Genomic DNA, 25,539 nt, shown 5'->3' with positions numbered 1-25,539 from the left:
AAGWCTTCCTTAAAGCCTACGGCTAATATATAAAAAAATACACCCGGTTTAAGGGTGTTCTTGACATGTAATTTATTTACTATTATATTAAAATTAAGGCATGGTAGCTACATCATGACCTCCATGCCTTTAAAATAATTATCATAGAAAGCTATTTACAGAAATAATTTCACACTCTCTTTTTTATATTATTTATTGTTGTTTATATCATCTCTTATTTTCAGTAGTAATTGTTCTTTATCGTCCATCAATTTAGAGATTTTATCATCATAATGAGATTTCATAGACCAAATTTCTTTTCTGTACTCTTCCTCTTTTTGCAACACTTCCTTTTGCATAGAAATCCTTATTTCATCATCTTTTAATCTTAATTCTCTGCTAAACTCCTCTGAGATCTGCTTAATCTTATTTTCATAAGAACTCTTCATATCCTGAATTTCATCTTCTAATGCAATACTATGATTTAATTCCTCATTTAATTTATTAGTAAGGCTTTCCTTTTCTCTCTCTAGGTTTTTTAAGTTCTCTTCCATGTTTCGGTTTATTGCTCTTAAACTTTCTGCTTCATTTTTATAGGCATTTAACTCATTTACCTTATCCTTTAACATGAGGTTTAACTCTTTATATCCCTTGATATCTTCTCTCTCTTTTTCTAAAAGTTCTTTATATTCCTTTAACGAATCCTTCAGTTCTTTATTATGAAACTTTAAATCTTCTAGTTCTTTTTTTAAACTTTCTATATTCCCCTTTAATTTTTCACTTCTATTAGTCTCTTCCTCTAAAGTTCCTTTAAAACTATTAATAACTTCAGAGTTCTTAACCTTGCTCTTTTCTATCATATTTATGTATATATCTAAAATTCTTTTTGTTATGCTCTGTAACTCTTCTACATCGCTTTTAATAAAGTCTGTACCCGTTGAAGCTTTGTTTAATTCGTAGTTCCTTATTATAAGATCCATGAAATCTTTATTATTTATCCCCTCTACCTCAGCTAAACTTTGAAATTTCTCTTTTAGTTCCTCGCTTATCCTTACACTTAAAATTGAATCCATTAATTACACATCCTTAAAATTTATAAAATTACGCCTTGATTTAAGTATACATTATTTTACCATTGTAAACAAGCATTTTATCCACGTTTACACTACGTATACATTATGTAAACATATTTTTATCGCAAATTATTATAGCAACCATTCAATATAACTAACATTATATTGAATGGTAGTTATATTGAAATAATTAAGTAATAATAAAAGAGGAAGTAGATAAAAAAATATGTATACGTAGGAAAATTAAACACTTCAAAAAGAGGTAGCAGTGTATTTATCCGATGAGAACAACAAAGGGCTACGTTTTCTCCTAAAAGATAACGACTTCTTAGTATTAAAAATACTGATACTAAAAAGTCTGCTAGTAAGCTTCAATTCGAAAATCTCTCTGAAGCCAAGAACTCGAGTTTATAAAAAAATAAACCTAGCTATAACACAGCTAGGTTTATTTAAAATTATTTTGTATATTTTACAGGTTCATTATAAGTAACTCCAAAGGTATCTACCGAAATGGATTTAATTTTTATATCCTTCTTAGGTCTATCATCACTGCCAGTTTCTACTTGAGCTATAGAGTCTACTACATCCATACCTTCTATAACCTTACCAAAGGCTGCATAGTCTCCATCTAAACTAGGTGTATCACCATGCATTATAAAAAATTGAGATCCAGCAGAATTCTTATCATTTGATCTAGCCATAGATATAACACCCTTAGTATGTAAAAGAGTATTTTCAAACTGATTATTTGTAAATTCACCATATATGGAGTAGTCAGGTCCACCCATTCCAGTTCCTTCAGGATCTCCACCTTGAATCATAAAGCCTGAAATTACTCTGTGAAATATTAGACCATCATAAAATTTACTATTAGCAAGACTTATAAAGTTTCTAACGGTATTTGGTGCTATTTCGGGATAAAGCTCCAGCTTTATAATTTTTCCGTCTTCCATTTCTATGGTAGCTACTGGATTTTTATCCCCCTCCTTCTTCTCCGTTTCCTTTGAAAGATATATTTCTTTATTATCATTACTTCCAGTATTAGTTTCCTCTTTACTAGTCTTATTAGAGGTACTGCATCCTATTAATGCAAGGGAAAGTATTGCTGTAATAATCAAAGTTCCTAATGTACTTTTTTTCATTTAAAACGTCTCCTTTCATAGGTTTATATGTTTTACTAGATAAGTTTACCATTGTATCTTTTAAAATAAAACCTATAATTAGTTAATTTTTGATTAAAATTATCCAATTAAACACAAAAGCTCTAAGACTGTCATTCTTAGAGCTTTTTATCTTTCTCAGCTAATCTTTTTAGATATTCTTTAAATTGACCTCTCCAAGATTCGTATAGATTCCTATCTATTCTTTGTAGATAATAGAAAAATTCACCTATACTATCTCTCTTTAGTATACCTCTCATCAGATGCCGTGGAAAAGGCATCTCCCTATCAAAGTTATCCTTTGGATCTATAACTTTGATAGAAAAGTCCTCTTGTACATAAAGATCCTTGCAACGTATATCTAACTTTTTATAACCAAGTTCTTTAAAATCATTTATTAAATCTACTAGGCTTCTTACTAGTTTCTGATTTAGAGGGTTATGATTTAGATACTTATCAAGTCTTATCCCATCTACAAACTCTCTTACAATAAAAAAATCTCCATAGTCAAAAACCTTAGGAAAGGATGGATGATGCATAGATGATTTAAGAATTACATACTCTGTTTCGCAAACTTTTTTATCATTAAATATTTTTATAATTCTCTCATTATCAATTCTATATACCACTCCATTATTGCCCTTTCCTAGAAATTTAGAACTCCTTATAATGTTCTCCACTTCATCACTTAAGTAAATTGCATTTGTAAAATGTCTAGACATAATTCCTCCCTAGATAGAACTCTATTAGATTATATGCATAAGATATACTTTATATTATCCTTATACCTATCTTTTATCTCTTTTGTCCTTTTTAGCAGTATTCTTCCTAGGTTTTGATGATTTCTCAGATGGTTTTGACCTTTTATCTGAAGGTGCATTACTCTTCTTATAGTTTTTAACCACAACAGCTACATCTTCAATATTTCCGTGAGATATAGTCTTCTCAGTAAGATTAAAATTCAGTTTTTTACTATAAGCTTTTAATTGCGCTATCTCCTTAGGTGAAATAATAGATATAACAGTACCACTTTTATCTCCACGAGCTGTTCTACCACTTCTATGCACATAAGTATTTATATCTTCTGGTAAGTCTACATTGAATATATGAGTAACGTCCTCTATATCCAATCCCCTTGCAGATAAGTCTGAAGATACCAAAAGGTTTATACGCTCCGATTTAAAGTCTAACATGGTTTTTTGTCTTTGATTTTTAACAAAACTACCATGTATTCCATCCACCTTTAGTCCATGGTATTTTAGCTTAGTAGTTAATATTTCTATTTCATCACTTTTATTAATAAAGGCAATAGCTTTTCTAGGATTTATACTTGCCATTAATTTTCTAAGAATAAGTATCTTATCCCTCCTATCACAAACTATATATAAATTGTTTATGTTAGGGTTTATAGTTGAATCATCATTACACTTTATGATTTTAGGGGATTTCATTAAGCTTTCCCCAATACTTAAAGCTTCCTCTGTTAAAGTGGCAGAAGTCATTACTAATTGTCTATCTCTAAGTGTAGTTTTTATAACATCCTTAACTATATTTAAATTATTTTTGTCTAAAAGTTTATCACACTCATCAATTACTATAGTTTTAACTGTATGAGCACTTATTTTTTTCATTTTTATTAGCTCTAGTATTCTTCCTGGAGAACCTATTACAAATTGAGGTTTTTCCTTTAGTTTTTCAACCTGTCTTTTTATATTTACATCCCCCATGATAACCGTAGACTTTATATTCAAAGAAGATTTATCTCCCAAAGTACTTAAAACTTCATTTACTTGAAGGGCTAATTCATGGGTAGGAACTAAGACTATAAATTGATTTTCTCTTTTTTCATAATCAATTCTCTCAATTAGTGGTAGCAAATAAGCCAAGGTTTTACCACTGCCTGTTTCACTTTGCATTATCACATTCATGTTTTCTGATATTTTAGGAATTGATAATTCTTGTATTAGAGTTGGCTTTGTTATCTTTAATTCCTCCAATACCTTTATTATTTCCGCATTTATATTTAATTCTAAAAAATTTTCCATTTTTTCATCTCCAGTTTTTATTTAAATTTACTACAATAATTTTCCTATATGAGAACAAAGGTTTGATATTCTTTATTTCTTATGGTATAATTATCTAGATTGAGAGGTGTTTTCATGATTGAAATTAAAAGTGGTAAACAATCAGAAATTTATGAGTTTATTAAAAATCAAGTTAATACTAAAGGGTATCCCCCTTCAGTAAGAGAAATTTGTGAAGCTGTAAATTTAAGTTCAACATCTACGGTTCATGGTCATCTTACTAGACTTGAGAAAAAAGGCTTAATAAGACGTGACCCAACTAAACCAAGGGCAATAGAATTACTGCAAGAACCTCATAATAAAAAAGAAATGATTAATATTCCTATTATAGGTAAAGTTACAGCTGGAATTCCTATACTTGCCCAAGAAAGTATAGAAGATTATCTAACTATCCCCCTTGACTTTGTAAACAGTACAAATGAATTATTTATACTTAAAGTTCAAGGTGACAGTATGATAGAAGCTGGAATCCATGATAAAGACTTAGCTATAATAGAAAAAACTTCTATTGCATCTAATGGAGATATTGTAGTTGCTCTAATAGAAAATGAAGCCACTATAAAAACTTTTTTTAAAGAAGATGGGCATATTAGACTACAACCAGAAAACTCCACCATGGAGCCAATAATTGTTGACGATTGCAAAATCTTAGGTAAACTATCAGGAATCTATAGAAAATATTAAGAAGCTATAATAGCTTCTTAATATTTTTATATAATAAAATAAATTTATTATATATCTATTAATTTAACTCCTAATTAAGATAATATTCTAGATATAGCCATTAAAACTCCAACTTTTCCATGATCAAAGGTCAATCCACCTTGAAGATATGCTATATATGGCTCTCTTATTGGAGCATCAGCAGAAAGTTCAATGGAAGAACCTTGTATAAATGCACCCGCAGCCATAATTACTTCATCTTCATAACCAGGCATAGCCCAAGGTTCACATTCTACAAAGGAATCTATTGGAGAACCAGCTTGAATACCCTTACAAAACTGAATTAATTTATCTTTATCATTAAATTTAACAGCTTGTATGATATCACTTCTCTTAGTATCATATTTGGGGAGTACCTCAAAGCCTAAAAGTTCCATTACCCTTGAACAGAATATAGCTGTCTTTACAGCTTCCATAGCCACGTGAGGAGCTAAAAATAATCCTTGATATAAACTTCTCATTACACCAAAGGTAGAACCACACTCTCCGCCTATACCTGGAATGGTCAATCTATATGCTGCTTGAGTTACATAGGCTTCTTTACCTGCTATGTAACCACCTGTTGGAGCAATTCCTCCACCAATATTTTTTATTAAGGAACCAGCTATAAGATCAGCTCCTACATCTGTTGGCTCTATAGTATCTATAAATTCTCCATAACAGTTATCAACAAAGCAAATTACTTCTGGCTTGATCCCTTTAATTGACTTTATTATTTTACCGATTTCCTCTACTAACAGTGCATTTCTCCACCCATATCCTGTAGATCTTTGAATATGTACAAGTTTTATGCTATGGTCTTCTTTTAAAGTCTTTTCAACCTCTTCAATATTAACTTTACCTGCACTTGTCAACTCTAATTGCTTATAGTTTACCCCATATTCCTTTAAAGAGCCTATATTTATATCCTTAGTTATTCCTATAATGTTATGTAAGGTATCATAAGGTGAACCACATATACTCAGCATTGTATCTCCTGGTCGTAGGTTGCCAAATAAAGCACATCCAATAGCATGAGTTCCATTTACAAAGTGTGGCCTAACTAGGGCTGCTTCTGTATTAAATACTCTAGCGAAAACCTTATCTAAAGTATCTCTACCAACATCACCATAACCATATCCACTAGAATTAGTAAAATGCATATCACTAACTCTTTCAGCTTGCAAGGCACTAAGAACTTTTAATTGATTATATTCTCGAATATCATCCATCATAGAAAATTGCTCTTGAATATCCTTTAAAGCTTCTTCTGATACATTAAAAACTTCTTCATTTATTTTAAAGTTATTTATTAAAAACTCTTTAGTTTTTTCTATCATAAAAAATCGCTCCTTAAACATAAAATAACATTCTAATACTAACATAGCTATAAATATTAAGCAAATAATTCCTTAATATTTATAGCTATCTATATATCTTATACAATATTTAAAATTAACTTAGTCTTTATATTTTTTCTCTTTATAATCATTAATAATAAATTTTGCTACATCCTCATCATTAGAAAAATCATCCTTGTCTATCCACTTAACCCTTGGATCTTTTCTAAACCAAGTAAGCTGACGTTTTGCATAATTTCTACTAAATTGCTTTATATTTTCTATAGCCTTCTCTTTAGAAACTTCACCATGAAGATGTTGTAATAGCTCTTTATAACCTATTCCCTTCATAGATTGCATATCTGTGGTATATCCTTCTTTTTCTAACCTTATTACTTCTTCTAGAAGACCAGCGTCTAGCATTAAGTCAACACGATGATTAATTCTTTCATAAAGCTTATCTCTATTCATATTTAATACATAATAATAAACTTTGTACGGTATATCAAAAATCTCATCATTTTTAGCTGCTTCAGATATAGGAATTCCCGTTACCTTATAAACCTCTAAAGCTCTAATTACCCTTTTAAGATCATTTGGATATAACTTGTTATAACTCACTTCATCAACGGCTTTTAACAGCTCATGAACATATTCTACTCCATTTTCTAAGGCTAACTGTTCTAGTTCTTTGCGATAAGCTTCATCTTTATTAGTTTCAGCAAAACTATAGTTATAAATAAGAGAATTAATATAAAGCCCAGTGCCGCCTACCAGCATGGGAAGCTTATTTTCACTACTTATTTCTTCAATGCTTTCCTTTGCCAAAGAACTAAATTCTGCCACACTGAAGTTTTCACTAGGATCTAAAAAATCAATGAGATGATGCTTCACACCATTCATCTCTTCTGAGGATATCTTAGCAGATCCAATATCCATCTTCTTATATATCTGCATAGAATCAGCAGATATTATTTCCCCATTAAGTTCTTTGGCAATATGAATTGAAATCTTTGTTTTGCCAATACCAGTAGGTCCTGCTAATATAAATAAATCTTTCATTGCTTTAATCCCTTCATACTAAATTCTTTTAAAACTTTTTTCTATTTCCTTTAATGAATATTTAATTATAGTAGGTCTACCATGTGGACATGTAAATGGTTCATCTATATACCTTAACTCTTCAAGGAGGGATAAAATCTCTACATCTGATAATTTATCATTAGCTTTTACAGCTGCCTTACAAGCAAGAGAAGCTATTTTATCATATTTTATATCTATGGTTAAACCACTGCCCATGGATTTTATATTTTCTATCATATCATGAAATAAATTGTTTATATGAGGTTTCCCCAAAAACACTGGAACCTCTCTAACTAACACGTCATTTTCGCCAAAACTTTCAACCATAAATCCTGCATTTAAGAAAATTTCTTCATTATCTTTATAAATTGCATATTCATCAAAGGTTAATGGAATGATTGTAGGTACAGCTAAAATCTGACTTACCACATTGAAATTACCTATATTTTTTCTATACTTTTCAAATAATATCTTCTCATGAGCAGCATGCTGATCAATTAAATACAATTCATCTAAATATTCACCAATTATATAACTATTAAAGCACTGTCCAATAAGTTTAATTGGTGGAATTTTAGGAATCCTTGATATTTCCTTATTATAATATATATTATCTCCTTTAGGTTCAACTTGATTTTCAATAGGAATTTCTCTTATATAAGAAGGTTTGTCATTATAATTTACTTCTTTATTAAATCCCAAATCCTTATTATAACCTAAATTATTATCCTCACTAGTATAGTGATTATCATTTAAATATCCAATTTGACTAGGTTCTGAAGAAGTATAGCTTTTATGTAGTTTATCCTCTTGAACTATAGCTAAATCCTCTATTTCTTCTGGTATAATAAAACTCTTCTTTAAGCTTTCTTTTAATGCACTATGAACTCCATCAAATATAGTTTTAAATAAAACTCTTTCCTCTAAAAACTTAACTTCATTTTTAGTTGGATGTACATTGGGATCTATAAATTCTGGAAATATATCAATGTGTATAACGAAGAAGGGAAATTTATTTACCATAATAAAGGATTTAAATGCATTCTCTACTGCAGCAGTTATTAAAGAACTTTTAATAAGTCTCTTATTTACAAAAATGCTTTGTCTATTTCTACTCCCTCTACTAATACTCTCTTTTCCAATATATCCATATACAGATAAAATATCGCTATGGTTTTCTATTGGTATTACATTTTCATATACTTCTTTTCCATATAAAATTCTAAGGGTTTTATCTAGTTCATCTTCACTAAAGGTTCTAAGGGTTTGTTTTCCATCATTAATTAAGGTTATAGAAGTCTTATAATTTCCTAGAGCTAGCTTTAATACCAAGTCATTTATTATAGATTTTTCTCTTTGAGGTGATTTTAGAAACTTTTGCCTCCCTGGAGTATTGAAGAATAAATCTTTAACTTCAATTTCCGTTCCTAAATTACAACCTACATCTTTCTCATAGATTACTTTTCCACCTTCAATATAGATCTCTCTACCATAATCAAAAGCTTCCATCCTTGATTTTAGTCTTACCTTTGAAACAGCAGCTATACTAGCAAGAGCTTCTCCACGAAATCCAAAGGATTGAATATCGTAAATATCCTCTACGGAACTTATCTTACTTGTACCATGAGGCAAAAAAGCTATTTTTATATCTTCAGGATGAATACCACGTCCATCATCTGTGATTCTTATAAGCTTATTGCCACTATCTTCTATTTCAATAGTTATGTTTTTACTGTCAGCATCAAGGCTGTTTTCCACTAATTCCTTAACAACAGAACTAGCTCTTTCAACAACCTCTCCTGCTGCAATTTTATTGGCAGTGTTTTCAGATAATAAATTGATTCTTCTCATAATACACCCACCTTAAATAATTATTTTATCTATATATTCTTAGCTTTTTTTATAATATCGTATAATTTATTAAATCCATCCATAGGTGTAAGATTAAGTACATCTATAGATTTAATTTCGTCAATTAGGTTTTGCATAGCTACATCTTCAAAAGCTATTTGCTGAGTTAAACAAATTTCTTTTTCTATTTTTTCTAATTTCTCTGTAGTTGGAATTACAGTTTTCGCTTCTTCTTTGATTATATCTTTTGAAGTGCCATCTTCTAAAGTTTCTAAAATTTCTCTTGCTCTAGTAATTACTGCTGAAGGTAATCCAGCAAGCTTAGCAACCTCTATACCATAAGATTCATCTGCTCCACCCTTTATAATTTTACGTAAGAATATAATATTATTATCTACTTTTTTTGCTGAAATAGAATAATTCTTCACGCCTGGAATTTCTCCTTCTAGCTTAGTTAATTCATGATAATGAGTGGCAAATAGGGTTTTGCATTTAATATTTGAATTTTTACATATATACTCTATAACTGCCCATGCAATGCTAAGTCCATCGTAGGTACTAGTACCTCTACCAACTTCATCAAGAAGAACCAAACTCTTATTGGTAGCATTATTAAGAATATTTGATACTTCCCACATTTCTACCATGAAGGTACTCTTACCACCAGCTAAGTCATCAGAAGCTCCTATCCTAGTAAATATTTTATCACAAATAGAAACATTTGCTTCTTTGGCAGGAACAAAACTTCCCATTTGAGCTAATAATGTAATTAAAGCTACCTGTCTCATATATGTAGACTTACCAGCCATATTAGGACCAGTAATTAACATAAGTCTATTATCTTCAAGATCTAAGGTAGTATCATTAGATATAAAGCTATTTGCCTTTGTAATGACTTCTACAACTGGGTGCCTACCATCTTGAATTTCTATGATTCCCTCAGTATTAATTACAGGCTTCACATAGTTATGTTCTCTAGCAACCATAGCCAAAGCCCATATACAGTCAATTTCAGATATAAGCTTAGCTGTATTTTTCATTCTCTCTATATTTTCTTCTAATTTCTCTCTAATCTCTGTAAATATAGAATATTCAAGAGCAATTAATTTCTCTTCTGCTCCTAAGATTTTATCTTCCATCTCCTTAAGCTCAGGAGTTATATATCTTTCAGCATTAGACAAAGTTTGTTTTCTAATATATCTTCCTTCTGGCACTGAGGAAAGATTAGATTTTGTAACTTCTATATAATATCCAAAAACCTTATTATAAGAAATCTTAAGGGATTTTATACCTGTAGCTATTCTCTCTTCATTTTCTAAATTTGCAAGCCAAAGCTTTCCGTTAGTTTTACTTTCTCTTAATTCATCTACTAATGAATTATAACCAGTTTTAATAATATTACCTTCCTTAACAGACAAAGAAGGTTCATCCATAATAGAGCTTTCGAGAAAAGTCCAAATATCTCTTAGCTCATCTAAGTTAGAATAAACATCCTTCATTAAAGGACTTGTAAGATTAGAAATAAGTTCTTTAATCCTTGGAACTTTAGCAATGGAATGCTTTAATGATATAAGTTCCTTTGCATTTATTGCAGTAGAGCTTATTTTACCAACTAATCTCTCAATATCATAAATGCTATTTAAAGCTTCCTTTAAATCTTCCATTAAGATTATATTCTTGGTAAACTCTTCAATGGCATCTTGTCTATTTAAAATATCTTCCTTAATAATTAGAGGCTCTTCTAACCACTTCCTAATTCTTCTTCCACCCATAGATGTATTGGTTTTATCTATAACCCATAAAAGAGTTCCTGTTTTTCCTTTATCTCTGATATTCTCCACCAGTTCAAGGTTTCTTCTTGAGTTAACATCTATGGTCATATAGGTGCAGATATCATATATCTCTATATGGTTTATATGAGTCAAGGAAACCTTTTGAGTTTCTTTTATATATCTAATTAATCCATTACAAGTTTTAGTTACTATTTCTGATAATTTATCTATTTCTATGTTCAAGAATTGTTCTTTAAGATCTTCTTCTTCCATATTAAAATTATCATCTTGGAAGTGGGATATATAAAAGGATGTTCTACTTATAATTTCATCCATAATCTCTTGGTTAAAGTTTTCTGTAATAATTATCTCTCGAGGATTAAATTTACATAGCTCATCTATAAGTACATTAATATTATATTTAAATTCAGTAGTATAGAAATCCCCTGTAGACACATCACAAAAGGCCAATGCAATGTGATTTTCCTTCACATATAAACTAGCTGTATAGCTATTTTTACTCTCATCTAAATAGGAAGCTTCTGTGTAAGTTCCTGGGGTATAAATTTTTACTACATCACGCTTTACAATTCCCTTAGCCACTGCTGGATCTTCTACCTGCTCACAAATAGCTACCTTAAACCCTTTTGATATTAAGGCTCCAATATAATTCTTAGCTGCATGAAAAGGAATCCCACACATAGGAGCTCTTTCTTCAAGACCGCAATCTCTTCCCGTTAGTGTTAACTCTAACTCCTTTGATGCAACTTTAGCATCATCAAAGAACATTTCATAGAAATCGCCTAGTCTGAAAAATAAGATACATTCTTTATATTTATCTTTAATTTGAAAATATTGTTGCATCATTGGAGTTAATGCCATATATATCTCTCCTTCATAATTATTTAAAAAAAGCGACAAAGTCGCTTTTATACTTCTTCTCCTATTAATGAAAAAGAATTTGCTTTAGTGATTTTAACATTAACTAACTTACCTATATTTTCTTTATTACCAGTAAAATTAACTAGTTTACTTGTTCTTGTCCTTCCGGTTAATTTTGTATCATCACTTTTACTTTCACCTTCTACAAGAACTTCAACAATTTTCCCATCATAAAGCTTATTTTTCTTAGCAGAAATTTCATTAACGACTTCAACTAATCTATTGAATCTATCTTTTTTAACTTTTTCATCTACTTGGTCAAACATTAAGTCTGCAGGAGTACCACCCCTTCTAGAATATAAGAAGGTAAAGGCAGAATCATACTCAACTTCTTTAACTAGACTTAAAGTATCTTCAAAATCCTCTTCAGTTTCTCCTGGGAATCCTACAATTATATCTGTAGTTAATGCTACATTAGGAATTCTTTCTTTAATTTTTCTAATTGATTCTAAATACTGCTCTCTAGTATAGTGTCTATTCATCTTTTTTAATATTCTTGATGATCCAGATTGTACTGGAAGATGAATAGATTCACATAACTTATCTCCAGCTGCAATTACATCAATTACTTCATCACTTAAGTCCTTTGGATGAGAAGTCATAAATTTCACTCTCTCAATACCATCTACTTCATTTATTCTTCTTAAAAGTTCTGCAAAGTTAATATTTTCGTCTAATCCCTTACCATAGGAGTTAACATTTTGTCCAAGAAGGGTGATTTCTTTATATCCCTCTTTAACCATACTCTCTATCTCTTTTATTATTTCAGCAGAGTTTCTACTTCTTTCACGTCCTCTTACATGGGGAACTATACAATAAGTACAGAAGTTGTTACAACCATACATTATTGTAACAAAGCCTTTTATAGTACTTGCTCTATCAATAGGAGCTCCTTCTATTATATCTGCTTCTTTATCCCAAATTTCTACTATAGGTCTTTCGCCACCTAAAGCTCTTCCAAGATATTCTGTAAACTTATAAGCATTATGAGTTCCTATAATTATGTCTACAAAAGGAAACTTGCCTATTATTTTGTCTGCCATTCCCTCTTGTTGCATCATGCAACCTGTAACAGCAATAACCTTATTAGGGTTCTCTTTTTTTAGTTTTTTTAAAGCCCCTAGGTTTCCATCTACCTTTTGCTCAGCATTTTCCCTAACACAACATGTATTAAAGATTATTATATCCGCCTCTTCTTTAGAGTCAGTTCTTACATATCCTAATGGTTTTAATCCACCAGATAATTTTTCGGAGTCCTCTTCATTCATTTGACAACCCCATGTTTCTATAAAGTATTTTAATTTTTTATTTAGACCATATATATCAATCTTATTATTTTCATTCATTTACTATTTCCTCCATTTTTCCTTTTGAATTTCTATAGTATTATAGCATATAAAAGATATAAAAAGAAAGTCTAGTAAGTAATGATTAATCCTTTAAACTATGTAATCTAACCATAATAAAAGCACCTACTCTTTATTTAAGTAAGTGCTGCTTATTACTTCTTTTAGTTTAAATTGCTACCATAATTTGTACTTTATTTTTATTCTCACATTATTTTACCATTTTCCATCATAGCTAATTGGTTTAGATTTCTTATCAGAAGTTTTAGCTCTTCCTTGAAGCTCTGGTACTGGATGAACTTCATTTTTAGGAAAGTGATTATGCTTATTACTTTCTGTACCATGTGAATCTTTTGGATCTGGTCTTCTCATTCCTGCTTTTGCCATAATATTTCCCTCCTACTTATTTGTTACCATTAGTTTAAACAATATAAAAAGTTTTATACTCAGTTATGTTTTCTATAGATGGAAATAAGTATATTAAAAAATGAAAAGTACAATGCTAAATAAAGTTAACATTGCACTTTTACCTTTAAATTAGATTTTGTTTATGCACTAGCCGCAGCTGCTACAACTTGAACATCCGCCACCTTCAGCTTGCTTTTCAGGCTCTATAGAGAATCCACCTCTACCATTCTCTTCACCTGAAAGAATAGTAAGAGCTCCAAATTGTTCATTTACAGATTTATCTACTAAAAATGTAAGTCCTTCCACAACCTCTGTGTTATCAGTATCTTTTTTTTCATCTAAAACTAGATTAAATGTTGGGCCGCCTCATCCCATACCTGCAAAATGAATTCTTACTGTATCTGCTGTAACTTCATTATCTTTTAAAAATTGTAAGAACTCAACGGTAGCTTTATCACTTATTTTAACTGTTGACATAATTTTTACCTCTTTTCCTTTTCAGTTTTATAGATACATTACTATTATGTCAATGAATCTACATATTTATTACACTAATAAATATTACTATGAATGTCAATTGTATTTATCATTGGATTTATTAATAGATTTTATTTGAAATAAATATACATACTAAAAAAAGTGCAATATTAAACAAGTTTAACACTGCACTTTCAGTAATATAATTATTATTTATTAAATTTAACCGCAACTTGTGCAACCAGCACAACCGCCACCTTCTGGTTTTTTTTCTGGTTCTATTGAGAACCCACCTCTACCATTTTCGTCTGCAGAAAGAATTGTTAATTCACCAAATTGCTCAGTAACTCCCTTATCTACTAAAAATGTAAGTCCTTCTACTACTTCTATGTTATCAGTATCTTTTTTCTCATCTAAAACTAGATTAAATACAGCACCACCACAACCCATACCTGCAAAATGAATTCTTACTGTATCTGTGGTAACTTCATTATCCTTTAAAAATTGTAAGAATTCAGTAGTAGCTTTATCACTTATATTAACTATTGACATATTTTTCTTCCTCTTTTCTATATATACTAACTATTATCTCGATATAATTAAATCTTTATGACATTAAATATAAATAATTTCAATGTCATTTATATTTATATAATATCATAGCCGTTATGTGTGTCAATAGACTTATTTATCACTCTTTTCTATAGAACTTTATTACCTATAAGAGAATGTAATAGCCAAATTTTTCTATACTATATTACTCTCTACTTGAAAGGATTCTATTGGTAAAATTTCATTTCCAAACATCCTATAATCATGGTATTTATAGGAGCCTCTCATAATGTCTTCAGTAATAGTTTTTCCTCTATTTACATAATCTAAAAAGTCATAGGATGTCAATATATCTATACGTTCCTCTTCGCATATATTAGATAAAGCTTTAATAAATTCTTGAAATATTGTATTGCATGTATTATTTAATATCTTAGCACCATCTATTATAAAGCAACCTCCCCAAAATCCTGAATTTGAAGCTTTGGCTTTAAGATCTCTAAAAAACTTTGAAATCATGGTAGAGTTTATATTTTCATTATAGGATGACATTAATATACTACTCATCTTAATATTTTCTATCATTAATCTTTCATTTGAATCTAAATTATTAGTAAGTAATTTATATATATCTTCATCTACATAAAGATAAACATAGTTATTATTTTCTATTTGCTGTTTTATGTATTTATATAGATTAATCACCAAATGATCCTCTCCATAATAATAAAAACAGATATTTTTACCGCAACAATTACTCATAATCTCTCTCCCCTTAATTAATACCATATTGATTCTATTATTATTATTCTATTACAATATTTAATTACCTTTTTTTTCCATAAAATAATTATCTGATTATTTTTACATTTTATTACAACCATTTTAAAGTTCTTATCCTGGTTGAAAAGTTATCCAACTTATATAACTTTTCATGTAGAAATATGGTATACTATGTGATAGAAATAATAGTTAGGTACTACTAATTATATAATAATGAATATATTGATTAAGATAGATATATATTGTAAAATATTTTTATGTGTATAAACACTAAGGAGGATTATCGATGTGCGGATTTGTAACGTTTTTTAGCAATTCTAAAATACTAGAAGAAAAGAAAGAAACTCTTCGTGATATGAGAGAAGTTATTAAACATAGAGGCCCAACTCAAGATGGAGAGTATATGGACGAAAATGTTTATTTAGGTTTTAAAAGACTAAGTATTCTTGATTTGGCAAACGGAATTCAACCCTACTCTTATAAGGATGAATTAGAAATAGTTTTTAATGGAGAAATATATAATTATATATCTTTAAGAGATGAATTAATAAAAGAAGGCTATAGTTTTACTACTAACTCAGAGGTAGAAGTAATAGCTACATTATATACTCATTTAGGAGATAAGTTTGTTGAGAAACTTAGAGGAATGTTCTCATTTATTATTTGGGATAGAAAGAAAAAAGTATTCTTAGGTGGAAGAGATCCATTTGGAATAAAGCCATTTTATTATACAGAAAATGAAACTGGACTTTATGTAGCTTCTGAGCTTAAGAGTTTTCATGCTAATCCAGATAGCGACTGTGTTGATATTGATAATGGAGCACTTCATGACTATCTTACATTCCAATTTGTACCTGAACCTAAAACTCTACTAAAGGATATAAAGGTTTTAAAACCAGGTCATATTATAAAGAAAGAATTAGGTAAAGCTCATGAAATAAGTTGCTATTATTCGATCAAGTTTAACCCTACTCCAGGACCTAAAGATGAAAAGATGGAAGAAATTCGTAAGGCCATAGAAGATTCCGTTGAACTGCATATGCAATCTGAGGTTCCTGTTGCATCTTTCTTATCAGGTGGGATTGATTCTACTGTAGTAACTGCTTTAGCAAAAAAACACATGCCGGACTTAAAGACCTTTACCATAGGTTTTGACCGAAATGGATATAGTGAAATTGATTTAGCTAGAGAATCAGCTGATAAACTAGGGCTAGAAAACATAAGTAAAATAGTTTCTTATGAAGAATTTGCCAATGAATTACCTAAAATAATTTGGCATATGGATGAACCCGTAGCAGACCCTGCAGCTATACCACTTTATTTTATAGCAAAAGAAGCAGCTAAGCATGTTACAGTTATTTTATCTGGAGAAGGCGCTGACGAGGTATTTGGTGGATATACTATTTACCATGAACCTAATTCGTTAAAAATGTTTGATTATGTACCTGGCTTCTTAAAGAAAGCCTTAAAATCTGGTGCATCCCTTATACCAGAAGGAACAAGAGGAAAAAGCTTTATTGATAGAGGCTGTACTCCTATGAGAGAGCGTTATGTGGGTAATGCAAAAATCTTCTTAGATGATGAAAAAGAAGGAATACTTAATAAGTATGAGTCAAAATATACAATTAAGCGATCTATGAATGATATCTATGATAGAGCTGCTCAGTATGACCCTATTACTCAAATGCAGTTTGTAGATTTTAATACATGGCTTACAGGAGATATCCTTGTTAAAGCCGATAGAATGACTATGGCTCATTCTTTAGAGCTTAGGGTACCATTCCTAGATAAAGAAGTGTTTAAAGTTGCTTCAAAGCTCACTGCAGATGAAAAAATCAATGGTCATGTAACAAAATACTTATTAAGAGAGTCTTTTAAATCAGAATTACCATTCTTAACTGCTCTAGATAGAAAAAAACTAGGATACCCAGTTCCAATAAGATTATGGCTTAAGGATGAACTTTATCAATGGGCTATGGACATAATAAAAAATAGTAACGCTGATGAATTTGTAAATAAAGCTGCTGCTATTAAATTAGTAGAAGATCATAGAAAGGGTCCATTTGACTTAAGTAGAAAGATTTGGACAATACTTATATTCTTAATTTGGCATAAAGTATATATAGAAAGAGAAACTCCTTTTCTAGATTAAGATTAAAGACGTAGAACTCTAATAAGAATTCTACGTCTTTTTATTTGTATTATAAAACTATTTAACTACACTTATGTTATTCTCTTTTAACCAATCAATTAAATGATTAATTAAAAATTCATCTCTAAAGGTATAAAATTCATCTAATTTGTCTTTATTAATTAAAACTCTATTAAAAGTTAATAGAGGATTTGACCAATCAACCTTACTATAAATTTCATTTTTGTCATTAGGACTTAAAGTATCTAAGTAGCTTTTCATGGAATTCACTAATATACTTTCATCTATTAGTGGAATATAAAGATAATTATCACTATAGTTCATAGTAACATCTTCTGCTTCCGTAGCTAATTCCTTTTCCCAACTTTCAAGTTTATCAAATTTGGATTCATCCTTTAATGCTTCTATAATACTTTGAGGAATGTAAGAAAATTCACCATCATTTAAGTTTAAATAACATTCCCCTTCACCTCTTGTTTCTGATAAGCTAAGCTCTAACATTAAGTCTAAATCAATGTTTAAATTATTCATAAAATTTTCACCTACCTTTTAAATTATATATTTATATAAACTTTCTCATTTCACTGTATTAAGAGTATATGCTAATATAGAATTTTTTACAATATTTATTTAATAATTTCAACATTTTAATATAGATATTGTGATTATTTATATATAAAACAAAGCATTAGGGTGTATCCTAATGCTTTGTTTTATTACTATTTATTATTTTTTAACATTTCACCAATAGCTGCGATACTTCCAAGAGAAGATAGTGTTTCATTTGGTAATATAAGCTTGTTAGCAGGATTATTAGCCATTTCTTTAAGAGCTTCAACTTGTTTTAAAGCTATAACAGTTTCATTAGTTCCTGATTGAATTATCGCTTCATTTACTCTTCTTATCGCTTCTGCTTCTGCTTCTGAAATTTTTTCAATAGCTTTTGCTTTACCTTCTGCCTCTAGTAATTGAGATTCTTTTAATCCTTCTGCTCTTCTAATATTTGCTTCTTTTTCCGCTTCAGCAGCAAGTATTTTACTTCTCTTTTCTCCTTCAGCTTTTTCAATTTCTGATTGTCTTGATCCTTCTGCTTGGAGAATCATAGCCCTCTTATCTCTTTCAGCTCTCATTTGTTTTTCCATAGCCTGTTGAATTTCTGATGGAGGTACAATATTTTTAATTTCTACAGACAATAACTTAATTCCATAAGCATCAGTAACATTATCAACGATTTGTAATAATTTTGAGTTTATAAGGTCCCTTCCTGCTAATACTTCATCTAGAGTCATATCACCTAAAATATTTCTCATATTAGTTATAGTGGAATACATTATACCTTGAACATAGTTTTCTATGTTATAAACTGCATCCTTTGCACTTAAAACTTGATAAAATATAACGTTATCTACAGAAATATTAACATTATCTTTAGTTATTACGTTTTGTGGTGGTATATCAAGTATTTGTTGTTTAACAGATACTTTCTTCCTAATAAAGTCCACAAAAGGTATTGTTAAGTGCCAGCCAGGTTCTAACACCTTATAAAATTGACCAAACCTCTCCATAACATAGTTAGAACCAGTGTTAACTACTTTAACTGATGAAATTATGATGACTAGAACTACAAATAGTATGACTAAAACACCAATTACTAATTCCATTTAAATCACTCCTTTTTTAATTATCAATTTATTATTTTCAATTTTTAACACCTTAAAAGTATCACCAATATTTATATCTTCACCTATATTTCTAGCTGTCCAATAAACTTCGTTAACTTTTATTCTACATTCCCTATTACTTTCTAATTTAACTTCAGATACAAACTCTCTATCTTCATACTTGCCAACCAATGGTTTTTCAGTTGGTAGATTTACGTTAATATATTTTTTAGACACCTTTAATCCAAATATAATTGCAATAGTTCCTAGTATTAAAGCAATCCATATTTGTGTAGTAAAGTCTACAAAATATCCTGCAATAAAAGCAGGAATAAATCCTAACCCTAACCATGAAAAGGTAAAACTACTTGTAGTTATATCTACAACTATTACAAAAATAAGTAATCCAAACCAAATCCAGTTTAAATCCATTAAATATCACCTCTCAAATTTAAATAATATTAACAAGCATATATAAATTATTATATGCTTGTGTATTAAGTATAATTATATCACATTATAGTAAAATATTATATTTTTTTATATTATTTAATTAGGTATTTTTTCCACCTATATAGCGTATATATTATAAGTGTACATATAAACACCAGTAAGTTTGGAGGTATTGCCATGAACCGTGATTCTAATATGTTCAGTTATTTGTTTATAGGTATGTTACTAATTATAATATCCGGAATAGTTAAAATGCTATAATATTAAAATGCTATAATAAAAATCATCCCTATTATGTAGAGATGATTTTTGTTTTGTTATGAAACAATAATTTGTAATACAAGTTTAAACTTCTCTAGTTTCTTTCTTCAAAAATTCTTTTTCTTCTGTATTTAGATAAGGTGATAGCAATTTATATACTTCTTTATGATAATTATTTAAGAATAATTTTTCCTTTTCTGTAAGCATATCTATTTTTATACCATCTAAATCTATAGGACAATAGGTAGCTACATCAAACTTCATAAATTGTCCCCCATATTCTGTTTCATTGTCTTTAGTAACAAATAGTAAATTCTCTATTCTAATACCATGCTTACCTTCTTTATATACACCAGGTTCATTTGTAACATTCATTCCTTCTTCAAATACTACTGTATTAGGAGCTTGTGAGAAGTTTTGTGGTCCTTCATGAACATTAAGAAAGAATCCAACGCCATGACCAGTTCCACATTTATAGTCAATTCCTGCTTCCCAAAGTGGTGTTCTTGCAATAATATCTAAATTAGATCCAGTAGCCCCATATAAGAACTTAGCCATAGTTAAAGCTAAATTACTCTTAACTACAAGAGTAAAGTCTCTTCTTTCTTCTTCGGTCAATTCACCCAGAACTATGGTTCTTGTTATATCTGTAGTTCCATCATAATATTGTCCACCTGAATCCACTAAGAATAACCCTTCTGGCTTTAAAATATAATTACTTTCTGGCGTAGCAGAATAATGCATCATGGCAGCATGCTCTTTATAGGCAGCTATAGTTGAAAAACTTGGTTCAACAAAATACTCTTGTTCACTTCTCAATTTAATTAGAGTATCTGTGGCTGACATCTCAGATATTTCTTCTTTACCTACATTTTCTTTTAAGTACTTTATAAACTTAACCATAGCAACTCCATCTTTTATAGTACAGTTTCTAAAGTTACTTCTTTCAACTTCATTCTTTATAGCTTTTAAATCTGTAGTTATATTTCTTTTTTCGATTTTAGAAATAGATTCATTTAATGAGGTAAGAATTTTCACATTAGTTTTATTTGGATCAAATAATATAGATGTATCTTTAAGTTCTTTTAAGTTATTGAATATCTCATTATACTTTAATATATCTACAGAAGAAGCCTTTAGATTGGATATAACTTCATCAGTTAATTTATTATTATCTATGAAAAACTTAACAGAATCCATGCTAATTAATAAATAAGATATTGTTACAGGACTGCTTTCTACATCATTTCCCCTAATATTTAATGTCCAAGCGATATCATCTAAGGAACTTAATACGTAATATTCAGCCCCTATTTCCTTCATCTTTTCACGAATAATAGCAAGTTTTTCTGATGCTGATTTACCTGCAAATTTAACATCATGAAGAAACACCTTTGTATTAGGCATAGCTGGCCTATCACTCCAAATTGGAGATATTAAATCCTTTTCTGGATTTATTTTTATTTTTCTGCTTTTAAATGTTTCTGTCATAGTTTTATATATTCCAATAGGCATTACAGAACCATCAAAACCAACTATATCTCCTGGATTAAGTTCTTTTTTTAGAAATTCTGTGAAAGTAGGAACCTTAGGTTGTCCCATTTTAAAAAGCTCTATTCCTGTACCAGATAGTTGCTTTTCAGCTTGAATATAATAACGACCATCTGCCCATAGTATTGCTCTATTAAGAGTTACCACTACAGTTCCTGCTGAACCTGTAAAGCCTGAAATCCATGCTCTAGCTTTGAAGTATTCAGCTACATATTCACTTTGATGAGAATCAAAACTAGGAATAATGTAAGCTGATAATTGATTTTCCTTCATAGCCCTTCTTAGGCTTTCAATTTTTTCTTTAACATTCATCCATATTCACCCCTATTTTCTACTAATAAACATCTAAACCTATTATACTGCTAAAATTTTATACAATCAATGATATAATTTATAAATATGAATTTTGTTTTAAAATTATTCATTATACCAAATCTCTAAATTCTGATTTCTAATTATTGTGGTATAAAAAAACTCATTGCTTTATTACAATGAGTTTTTATGTTAAATCTATTTATTCTTTAATCCATTTACTTGCTTCTAATGCATAGTAAGTGATAATTAATTTAGCACCAGCTCTTTTTATTGAAATTAACATTTCAAGAGCAGCTCTTTTTTCATCAATTAATCCATTTTCTCCTGCATTTTTTATCATAGCATATTCTCCACTGACATTGTAGGCAGCTATAGGCATATTAAAAGTCATACTGGCCTCTTTTATTATGTCTAAATATAATATAGCTGGTTTAACCATTACTATATCAGCACCTTCTTCAATATCAGCTGCGATTTCTCTCATAGCTTCCTTACCATTAGCAGGATCCATTTGATAGCTGCTTCTATCTCCAAATTGAGGAGCTGAATTTGCAGCTGCTCTAAAAGGACCATACATAGCAGAACTATATTTTGCACTATAACTCATTATAGATATATGCTTAAATCCGTTTTCATCTAAGATATCTCTTATGGCTTTAACTCTACCATCCATCATATCTGAAGGTGCAATCATGTCAGCTCCAGCTTTAGCATGCGAAAGTGCAATCTTAGCTAAGTACTTTAAGGTTTCATCATTATCTACTCTCTCATTTTTAATAACTCCACAATGACCGTGAGAAGTGTATTGACACATGCATACATCGGTAATAACAAATAATTCCTTAGAGATTTCTTTGACTTTTCTTATTGCTCTTTGAACTATACCCTCTTCACAGAAAGCTGAAGAAGCAATTTCATCCTTCTCATCCGGAAGTCCAAATAAGATTATACCTTTTACTCCTGCAGCAATAACTTCATCTATAACTTCTGGTAATCTATCTAAAGACCAGTGGTAATTCCCTACCAGAGATGGAATCTCTTCTTTAATATTTTCTCCTTCAACCACAAAAATTGGGTATATAAAATCATTACTATTTAAAATAGTTTCACGTACCATATCTCTTATTGCACTAGTTTCTCTTAATCTTCTATATCTTTTGAACATAATAAACATGGCCTATTAATGCAAGGCATGATACACCTACCTTTCAGTCTTTAAAAAATTTATTTTATTAAGGTATCTATAATACCTTGAGTTCCAATTTTATCACATTGTGTATAGGATAATTGATGAATGTTTAATGCCTTTGAAGTAATAGGTCCTATTGATATAATTGATTTTTCTTTTACCTTATCTATTCCAACTAAAGTAATCATATTTTCTACGGTGCTAGGACTAGTAAATACAACTGTATCACAATTATCAAAAGAAACTATATTAGGGTTTTCACCAATAACTGTGTCATATACTGGTATATCATCTACCTCAGCTCCAATATTTCGAAGTTCATTTACAATATAGTCTCTCCCCTTTTTTGAGCGTGGAATTAATATCTTATCTCCTAAGGAAACCTTTAGTTCTATAGCTTTAAATAAACCTTCACCAGTAAACTCCTCTGCTGTTAAAGTTGGAATTATTCCCTTAGCTTTTAAAGCTTTAGTAGTAGCATCTCCTATAGAAACAAACTCACCTTTAATTTTTCTTATATCTATACTGTTATGGTATAATGCATTAAATAGCATTTCAACTCCATTAATACTAGTTAATAATATATACTTATAGTCTTCTAATTTATTTTCAATAGCTTTAATACTTTCAGGATTAGGTTCTATTGCAATAGAATTTATTTCTGTAACTGAAGCTCCTAATTTAGATAGTTCATCGCCAATTTCCCTGCTTTGAGCTTTACTCCTAGTTATGCAAATATTTCTTCCAAATAGAGGTAACTTCTCAAACCAATTCAACTTATCATTGAATTTAACTACTTCTCCCACTACAATGATAGATGGATTTGATATGCCCTTTTCCTTTGCTATTTCAGTTATATCTTTTAAAGTTCCTACTGCTTTCTTTTGATTAGAGGTAGTTCCACTCATTACGAGAGCTACTGGAGTTTCTTCTCTTAATCCAGCAGTAATAAGGCCGTCGCAAATGCCTCCTAATTGTTCATAACCCATCATAAAAATTAAAGTACCCTTTAATTTAGCTATAGTTTCAAAATCTAAGTTTAAACCAGCTGCACTTTTAGCTGTAAAGACATGAAAACTCTGGGCAATCTTCCTATGAGTTACAGGTATGCCACCATAATTGAGTGCTGCAATAGGTGAAGTTATACCTGGTACTACTTCAAAATCAATATTTTCATCTATTAGAGCCAAAGCTTCTTCACCACCACGACCAAATATATATGGATCTCCACCTTTAATTCTTCCTACAATATGCCCTTCTTTTGCTAATTTAACTAAGGTATCATTAATCTCTTCCTGAGTTTTATAGTGACATCCTGGCTCTTTTCCACAATAATAAAGTTTTGCATCTCTATTTACATATTTTAATATTTCAGAACCAGATAATCTGTCATAAAGTATAGCTGTACATTCTCTTAAAACCTTTATAGCTCTTAATGTTATTAAGTCTGGTGATCCTGGACCACCTCCAATTAAATAAACCTTTCCCATAAATCCTCCTATTAAATATCTACTTATTTAAGATAACTTGTGATAATTTTTTTCCTAAGTTTAAATATTCTTCTTTATTTCCTATTATAGTGTCTTTTACTAAATTACCATTGACTTCATATATACCCATAATAGTCATTACATCATCTTCTATAGAAGCATATGCACCAATAGTAGAATGACAATCACCTTTTAACTCTCTCATAAAACTTCTTTCAGCTTCTACGCAAATTCTAACTTCCTCATTATCTAGAGCCCTTAATTCATCTGCATACTCACAACTCTCATGAATTTCTATACCTAAAGCTCCTTGTGCAATAGCAGGAATTATTTCATTTGTTTCAAAATAATTGGTAATAATTCCTTCTAATCCCAATCTCTTTAATCCAGCAGCTGCTAATACTATTCCGTCTAAGTTTTCATTTTCAATCTTGTCAATTCTTGTTTGAACATTACCTCTTACAGGAACTATTTCAATGTCTGGTCTTAAAAGGAGAATTTGCTCACTTCTTCTTTTACTACTAGTACCAACTCTAGCCCCCTTAGGTAAATTAAAAAATGAAACACCATTCATAGAAACAAAGGCATCCCTTACATCTTCCCTTATTGGCGTAGCAGCAATAGAGAAACCATCTGGTAGCTCATATGGCACATCCTTCATACTATGGACTCCTCCATGTGCTTTTCCATCAATCATTAATTTTTCTAACTCTTTTATAAAGACTCCCTTTCCACCTATTTTATCTAACGTTACATCAAGTCTTTTATCTCCTAAAGTATCTGTAAGAACCTTTTCACATTTTATATTATGTAGCTCTTCAACCAAATCCATTACATAATCAGTTTGAACTTGAGCAAGCTTACTTTTTCGTGTAGCTAATTTTAAATTCAATTCTACTCCTCCATTCATTGTAT

At 30.0% G+C, this 25,539-nt stretch carries 23 protein-coding genes; 2 read left to right on the top strand and 21 right to left on the bottom strand.

Features of this window, described 5'->3' with window-relative positions:
• Window positions 1-188: 188 nt before the first annotated feature.
• The 4 genes from IO99_RS08215 to IO99_RS08195 form a co-directional block, all read right to left on the bottom strand.
• Window positions 189-1,052 carry a hypothetical protein gene (locus IO99_RS08215; RefSeq protein ID WP_035132288.1) on the bottom strand — a complete coding sequence of 288 codons (864 nt, stop codon included), beginning with the start codon at window positions 1,050-1,052 and terminating at the stop codon, window positions 189-191.
• 455 nt (window positions 1,053-1,507) lie between these two features.
• Entirely contained in the window at window positions 1,508-2,194 is a 687-nt protein-coding gene (locus IO99_RS08205; protein WP_084178126.1) for a peptidylprolyl isomerase, read from the bottom strand.
• Window positions 2,195-2,331: 137 nt separating this feature from the next.
• Entirely contained in the window at window positions 2,332-2,934 is a 603-nt protein-coding gene (locus IO99_RS08200) for a protein kinase (RefSeq protein WP_035132286.1), read from the bottom strand.
• A 66-nt stretch (window positions 2,935-3,000) separates the two neighbouring features.
• The gene (locus tag IO99_RS08195; RefSeq protein ID WP_035132285.1) at window positions 3,001-4,257 is read right to left on the bottom strand and encodes a DEAD/DEAH box helicase; all 1,257 of its coding nucleotides are present in this window, start codon (window positions 4,255-4,257) and stop codon (window positions 3,001-3,003) included.
• Window positions 4,258-4,371: 114 nt separating this feature from the next.
• Here IO99_RS08195 and lexA point away from each other — a divergent pair, with 114 nt between their 5' ends.
• Window positions 4,372-4,980, top strand: a complete 609-nt coding sequence (gene lexA / locus IO99_RS08190) for a transcriptional repressor LexA (protein ID WP_035132284.1) — start codon at window positions 4,372-4,374, stop codon at window positions 4,978-4,980.
• A gap of 74 nt (window positions 4,981-5,054) precedes the next feature.
• On the opposite strand, the gene IO99_RS08185 is transcribed toward lexA, so the two are convergent.
• The 10 genes from IO99_RS08185 to IO99_RS08155 form a co-directional block, all read right to left on the bottom strand.
• Window positions 5,055-6,338 (bottom strand): methionine gamma-lyase family protein, encoded by a 1,284-nt coding sequence (locus IO99_RS08185; RefSeq protein ID WP_035132283.1) that lies wholly within the window; start codon window positions 6,336-6,338, stop codon window positions 5,055-5,057.
• Window positions 6,339-6,458: 120 nt separating this feature from the next.
• Entirely contained in the window at window positions 6,459-7,400 is a 942-nt protein-coding gene (gene miaA, locus IO99_RS08180) for a tRNA (adenosine(37)-N6)-dimethylallyltransferase MiaA (RefSeq protein WP_035132281.1), read from the bottom strand.
• Window positions 7,401-7,418: 18 nt separating this feature from the next.
• The gene (gene mutL, locus IO99_RS08175; RefSeq protein ID WP_035132280.1) at window positions 7,419-9,272 is read right to left on the bottom strand and encodes a DNA mismatch repair endonuclease MutL; all 1,854 of its coding nucleotides are present in this window, start codon (window positions 9,270-9,272) and stop codon (window positions 7,419-7,421) included.
• 29 nt (window positions 9,273-9,301) lie between these two features.
• Window positions 9,302-11,926, bottom strand: a complete 2,625-nt coding sequence (gene mutS, locus IO99_RS08170) for a DNA mismatch repair protein MutS (protein WP_035132278.1) — start codon at window positions 11,924-11,926, stop codon at window positions 9,302-9,304.
• A 47-nt stretch (window positions 11,927-11,973) separates the two neighbouring features.
• Window positions 11,974-13,332, bottom strand: coding sequence for a tRNA (N6-isopentenyl adenosine(37)-C2)-methylthiotransferase MiaB (gene miaB, locus IO99_RS08165; protein WP_035132276.1), 1,359 nt, complete (start codon window positions 13,330-13,332; stop codon window positions 11,974-11,976).
• Between the two features lie 216 nt (window positions 13,333-13,548).
• Window positions 13,549-13,719 carry a hypothetical protein gene (locus IO99_RS19315; protein ID WP_167403110.1) on the bottom strand — a complete coding sequence of 57 codons (171 nt, stop codon included), beginning with the start codon at window positions 13,717-13,719 and terminating at the stop codon, window positions 13,549-13,551.
• Window positions 13,720-13,887: 168 nt separating this feature from the next.
• A complete protein-coding gene (locus IO99_RS19480; protein ID WP_242844114.1) occupies window positions 13,888-14,046 on the bottom strand; it encodes an iron-sulfur cluster assembly accessory protein in 159 nt (52 codons plus the stop codon).
• Window positions 14,047-14,106: 60 nt separating this feature from the next.
• Window positions 14,107-14,217, bottom strand: a complete 111-nt coding sequence (locus IO99_RS19875) for an iron-sulfur cluster assembly accessory protein (RefSeq protein ID WP_479723507.1) — start codon at window positions 14,215-14,217, stop codon at window positions 14,107-14,109.
• Between the two features lie 222 nt (window positions 14,218-14,439).
• Window positions 14,440-14,769 (bottom strand): HesB-like protein, encoded by a 330-nt coding sequence (locus IO99_RS08160; protein WP_035132274.1) that lies wholly within the window; start codon window positions 14,767-14,769, stop codon window positions 14,440-14,442.
• 195 nt (window positions 14,770-14,964) lie between these two features.
• Entirely contained in the window at window positions 14,965-15,531 is a 567-nt protein-coding gene (locus IO99_RS08155) for a DEAD/DEAH box helicase family protein (protein WP_035132272.1), read from the bottom strand.
• Between the two features lie 307 nt (window positions 15,532-15,838).
• On the opposite strand from IO99_RS08155, the gene asnB reads away from it, so the two are divergent.
• Window positions 15,839-17,704, top strand: a complete 1,866-nt coding sequence (gene asnB, locus IO99_RS08150; protein ID WP_035132270.1) for an asparagine synthase (glutamine-hydrolyzing) — start codon at window positions 15,839-15,841, stop codon at window positions 17,702-17,704.
• A 57-nt stretch (window positions 17,705-17,761) separates the two neighbouring features.
• Here asnB and IO99_RS08145 read toward each other — a convergent pair whose 3' ends face one another.
• The 7 genes from IO99_RS08145 to hemC all read right to left on the bottom strand — a co-directional run bounded on the left by IO99_RS08145 (window position 17,762) and on the right by hemC (window position 25,516).
• Window positions 17,762-18,235: a hypothetical protein gene (locus tag IO99_RS08145; protein WP_035132269.1), complete on the bottom strand. Its 474-nt coding sequence runs from the start codon at window positions 18,233-18,235 to the stop codon at window positions 17,762-17,764.
• Between the two features lie 188 nt (window positions 18,236-18,423).
• The gene (locus IO99_RS08140; protein ID WP_035132267.1) at window positions 18,424-19,365 is read right to left on the bottom strand and encodes an SPFH domain-containing protein; all 942 of its coding nucleotides are present in this window, start codon (window positions 19,363-19,365) and stop codon (window positions 18,424-18,426) included.
• Window positions 19,366-19,797, bottom strand: coding sequence for an NfeD family protein (locus IO99_RS08135; RefSeq protein WP_035132265.1), 432 nt, complete (start codon window positions 19,795-19,797; stop codon window positions 19,366-19,368).
• Between the two features lie 366 nt (window positions 19,798-20,163).
• The gene (locus IO99_RS08130; RefSeq protein ID WP_035132263.1) at window positions 20,164-21,942 is read right to left on the bottom strand and encodes an aminopeptidase P family protein; all 1,779 of its coding nucleotides are present in this window, start codon (window positions 21,940-21,942) and stop codon (window positions 20,164-20,166) included.
• Between the two features lie 202 nt (window positions 21,943-22,144).
• Window positions 22,145-23,110 carry a porphobilinogen synthase gene (gene hemB, locus IO99_RS08125; protein WP_035132261.1) on the bottom strand — a complete coding sequence of 322 codons (966 nt, stop codon included), beginning with the start codon at window positions 23,108-23,110 and terminating at the stop codon, window positions 22,145-22,147.
• 59 nt (window positions 23,111-23,169) lie between these two features.
• Window positions 23,170-24,624 carry a uroporphyrinogen-III C-methyltransferase gene (cobA, locus tag IO99_RS08120; protein ID WP_035132260.1) on the bottom strand — a complete coding sequence of 485 codons (1,455 nt, stop codon included), beginning with the start codon at window positions 24,622-24,624 and terminating at the stop codon, window positions 23,170-23,172.
• Window positions 24,625-24,643: 19 nt separating this feature from the next.
• Complete coding sequence (gene hemC / locus IO99_RS08115) at window positions 24,644-25,516, bottom strand: hydroxymethylbilane synthase (protein WP_035132259.1); 873 nt, start codon at window positions 25,514-25,516, stop codon at window positions 24,644-24,646.
• Window positions 25,517-25,539 lie beyond the last annotated feature (23 nt).

Origin of the sequence: Clostridium sulfidigenes (assembly GCF_000732635.1) — a bacterium.
In the GTDB taxonomy this organism is placed as follows: Bacteria; Bacillota; Clostridia; order Clostridiales; family Clostridiaceae; genus Clostridium_J; species Clostridium_J sulfidigenes.
The sequence above is the reverse complement of the archived record's forward strand: the minus strand, read 5'-3'. Positions and strand labels throughout refer to the sequence as shown.

Excerpts from the sequence above, each read along its gene's own strand:
- IO99_RS08215 (WP_035132288.1), bottom strand. The coding sequence starts at position 1,052 with ATGGATTCAATTTTAAGTGTAAGGATAAGCGAGGAACTAAAAGAGAAA.
- miaB (WP_035132276.1), bottom strand. The coding sequence starts at position 13,332 with ATGAATGAAAATAATAAGATTGATATATATGGTCTAAATAAAAAATTA.
- mutL (WP_035132280.1), bottom strand. The coding sequence starts at position 9,272 with ATGAGAAGAATCAATTTATTATCTGAAAACACTGCCAATAAAATTGCA.
- IO99_RS08200 (WP_035132286.1), bottom strand. The coding sequence starts at position 2,934 with ATGTCTAGACATTTTACAAATGCAATTTACTTAAGTGATGAAGTGGAG.
- IO99_RS19875 (WP_479723507.1), bottom strand. The coding sequence starts at position 14,217 with ATGTCAACAGTTAAAATAAGTGATAAAGCTACCGTTGAGTTCTTACAA.
- IO99_RS08195 (WP_035132285.1), bottom strand. The coding sequence starts at position 4,257 with ATGGAAAATTTTTTAGAATTAAATATAAATGCGGAAATAATAAAGGTA.
- IO99_RS19315 (WP_167403110.1), bottom strand. The coding sequence starts at position 13,719 with ATGGCAAAAGCAGGAATGAGAAGACCAGATCCAAAAGATTCACATGGT.
- IO99_RS08160 (WP_035132274.1), bottom strand. The coding sequence starts at position 14,769 with ATGTCAATAGTTAATATAAGTGATAAAGCTACTACTGAATTCTTACAA.
- asnB (WP_035132270.1), top strand. The coding sequence starts at position 15,839 with ATGTGCGGATTTGTAACGTTTTTTAGCAATTCTAAAATACTAGAAGAA.
- mutS (WP_035132278.1), bottom strand. The coding sequence starts at position 11,926 with ATGGCATTAACTCCAATGATGCAACAATATTTTCAAATTAAAGATAAA.
- lexA (WP_035132284.1), top strand. The coding sequence starts at position 4,372 with ATGATTGAAATTAAAAGTGGTAAACAATCAGAAATTTATGAGTTTATT.
- IO99_RS08155 (WP_035132272.1), bottom strand. The coding sequence starts at position 15,531 with ATGAGTAATTGTTGCGGTAAAAATATCTGTTTTTATTATTATGGAGAG.
- IO99_RS08140 (WP_035132267.1), bottom strand. The coding sequence starts at position 19,365 with ATGGAATTAGTAATTGGTGTTTTAGTCATACTATTTGTAGTTCTAGTC.
- cobA (WP_035132260.1), bottom strand. The coding sequence starts at position 24,624 with ATGGGAAAGGTTTATTTAATTGGAGGTGGTCCAGGATCACCAGACTTA.
- hemB (WP_035132261.1), bottom strand. The coding sequence starts at position 23,110 with ATGTTCAAAAGATATAGAAGATTAAGAGAAACTAGTGCAATAAGAGAT.
- IO99_RS08205 (WP_084178126.1), bottom strand. The coding sequence starts at position 2,194 with ATGAAAAAAAGTACATTAGGAACTTTGATTATTACAGCAATACTTTCC.
- IO99_RS08130 (WP_035132263.1), bottom strand. The coding sequence starts at position 21,942 with ATGAATGTTAAAGAAAAAATTGAAAGCCTAAGAAGGGCTATGAAGGAA.
- IO99_RS08145 (WP_035132269.1), bottom strand. The coding sequence starts at position 18,235 with ATGAATAATTTAAACATTGATTTAGACTTAATGTTAGAGCTTAGCTTA.
- IO99_RS08185 (WP_035132283.1), bottom strand. The coding sequence starts at position 6,338 with ATGATAGAAAAAACTAAAGAGTTTTTAATAAATAACTTTAAAATAAAT.
- miaA (WP_035132281.1), bottom strand. The coding sequence starts at position 7,400 with ATGAAAGATTTATTTATATTAGCAGGACCTACTGGTATTGGCAAAACA.
- IO99_RS08135 (WP_035132265.1), bottom strand. The coding sequence starts at position 19,797 with ATGGATTTAAACTGGATTTGGTTTGGATTACTTATTTTTGTAATAGTT.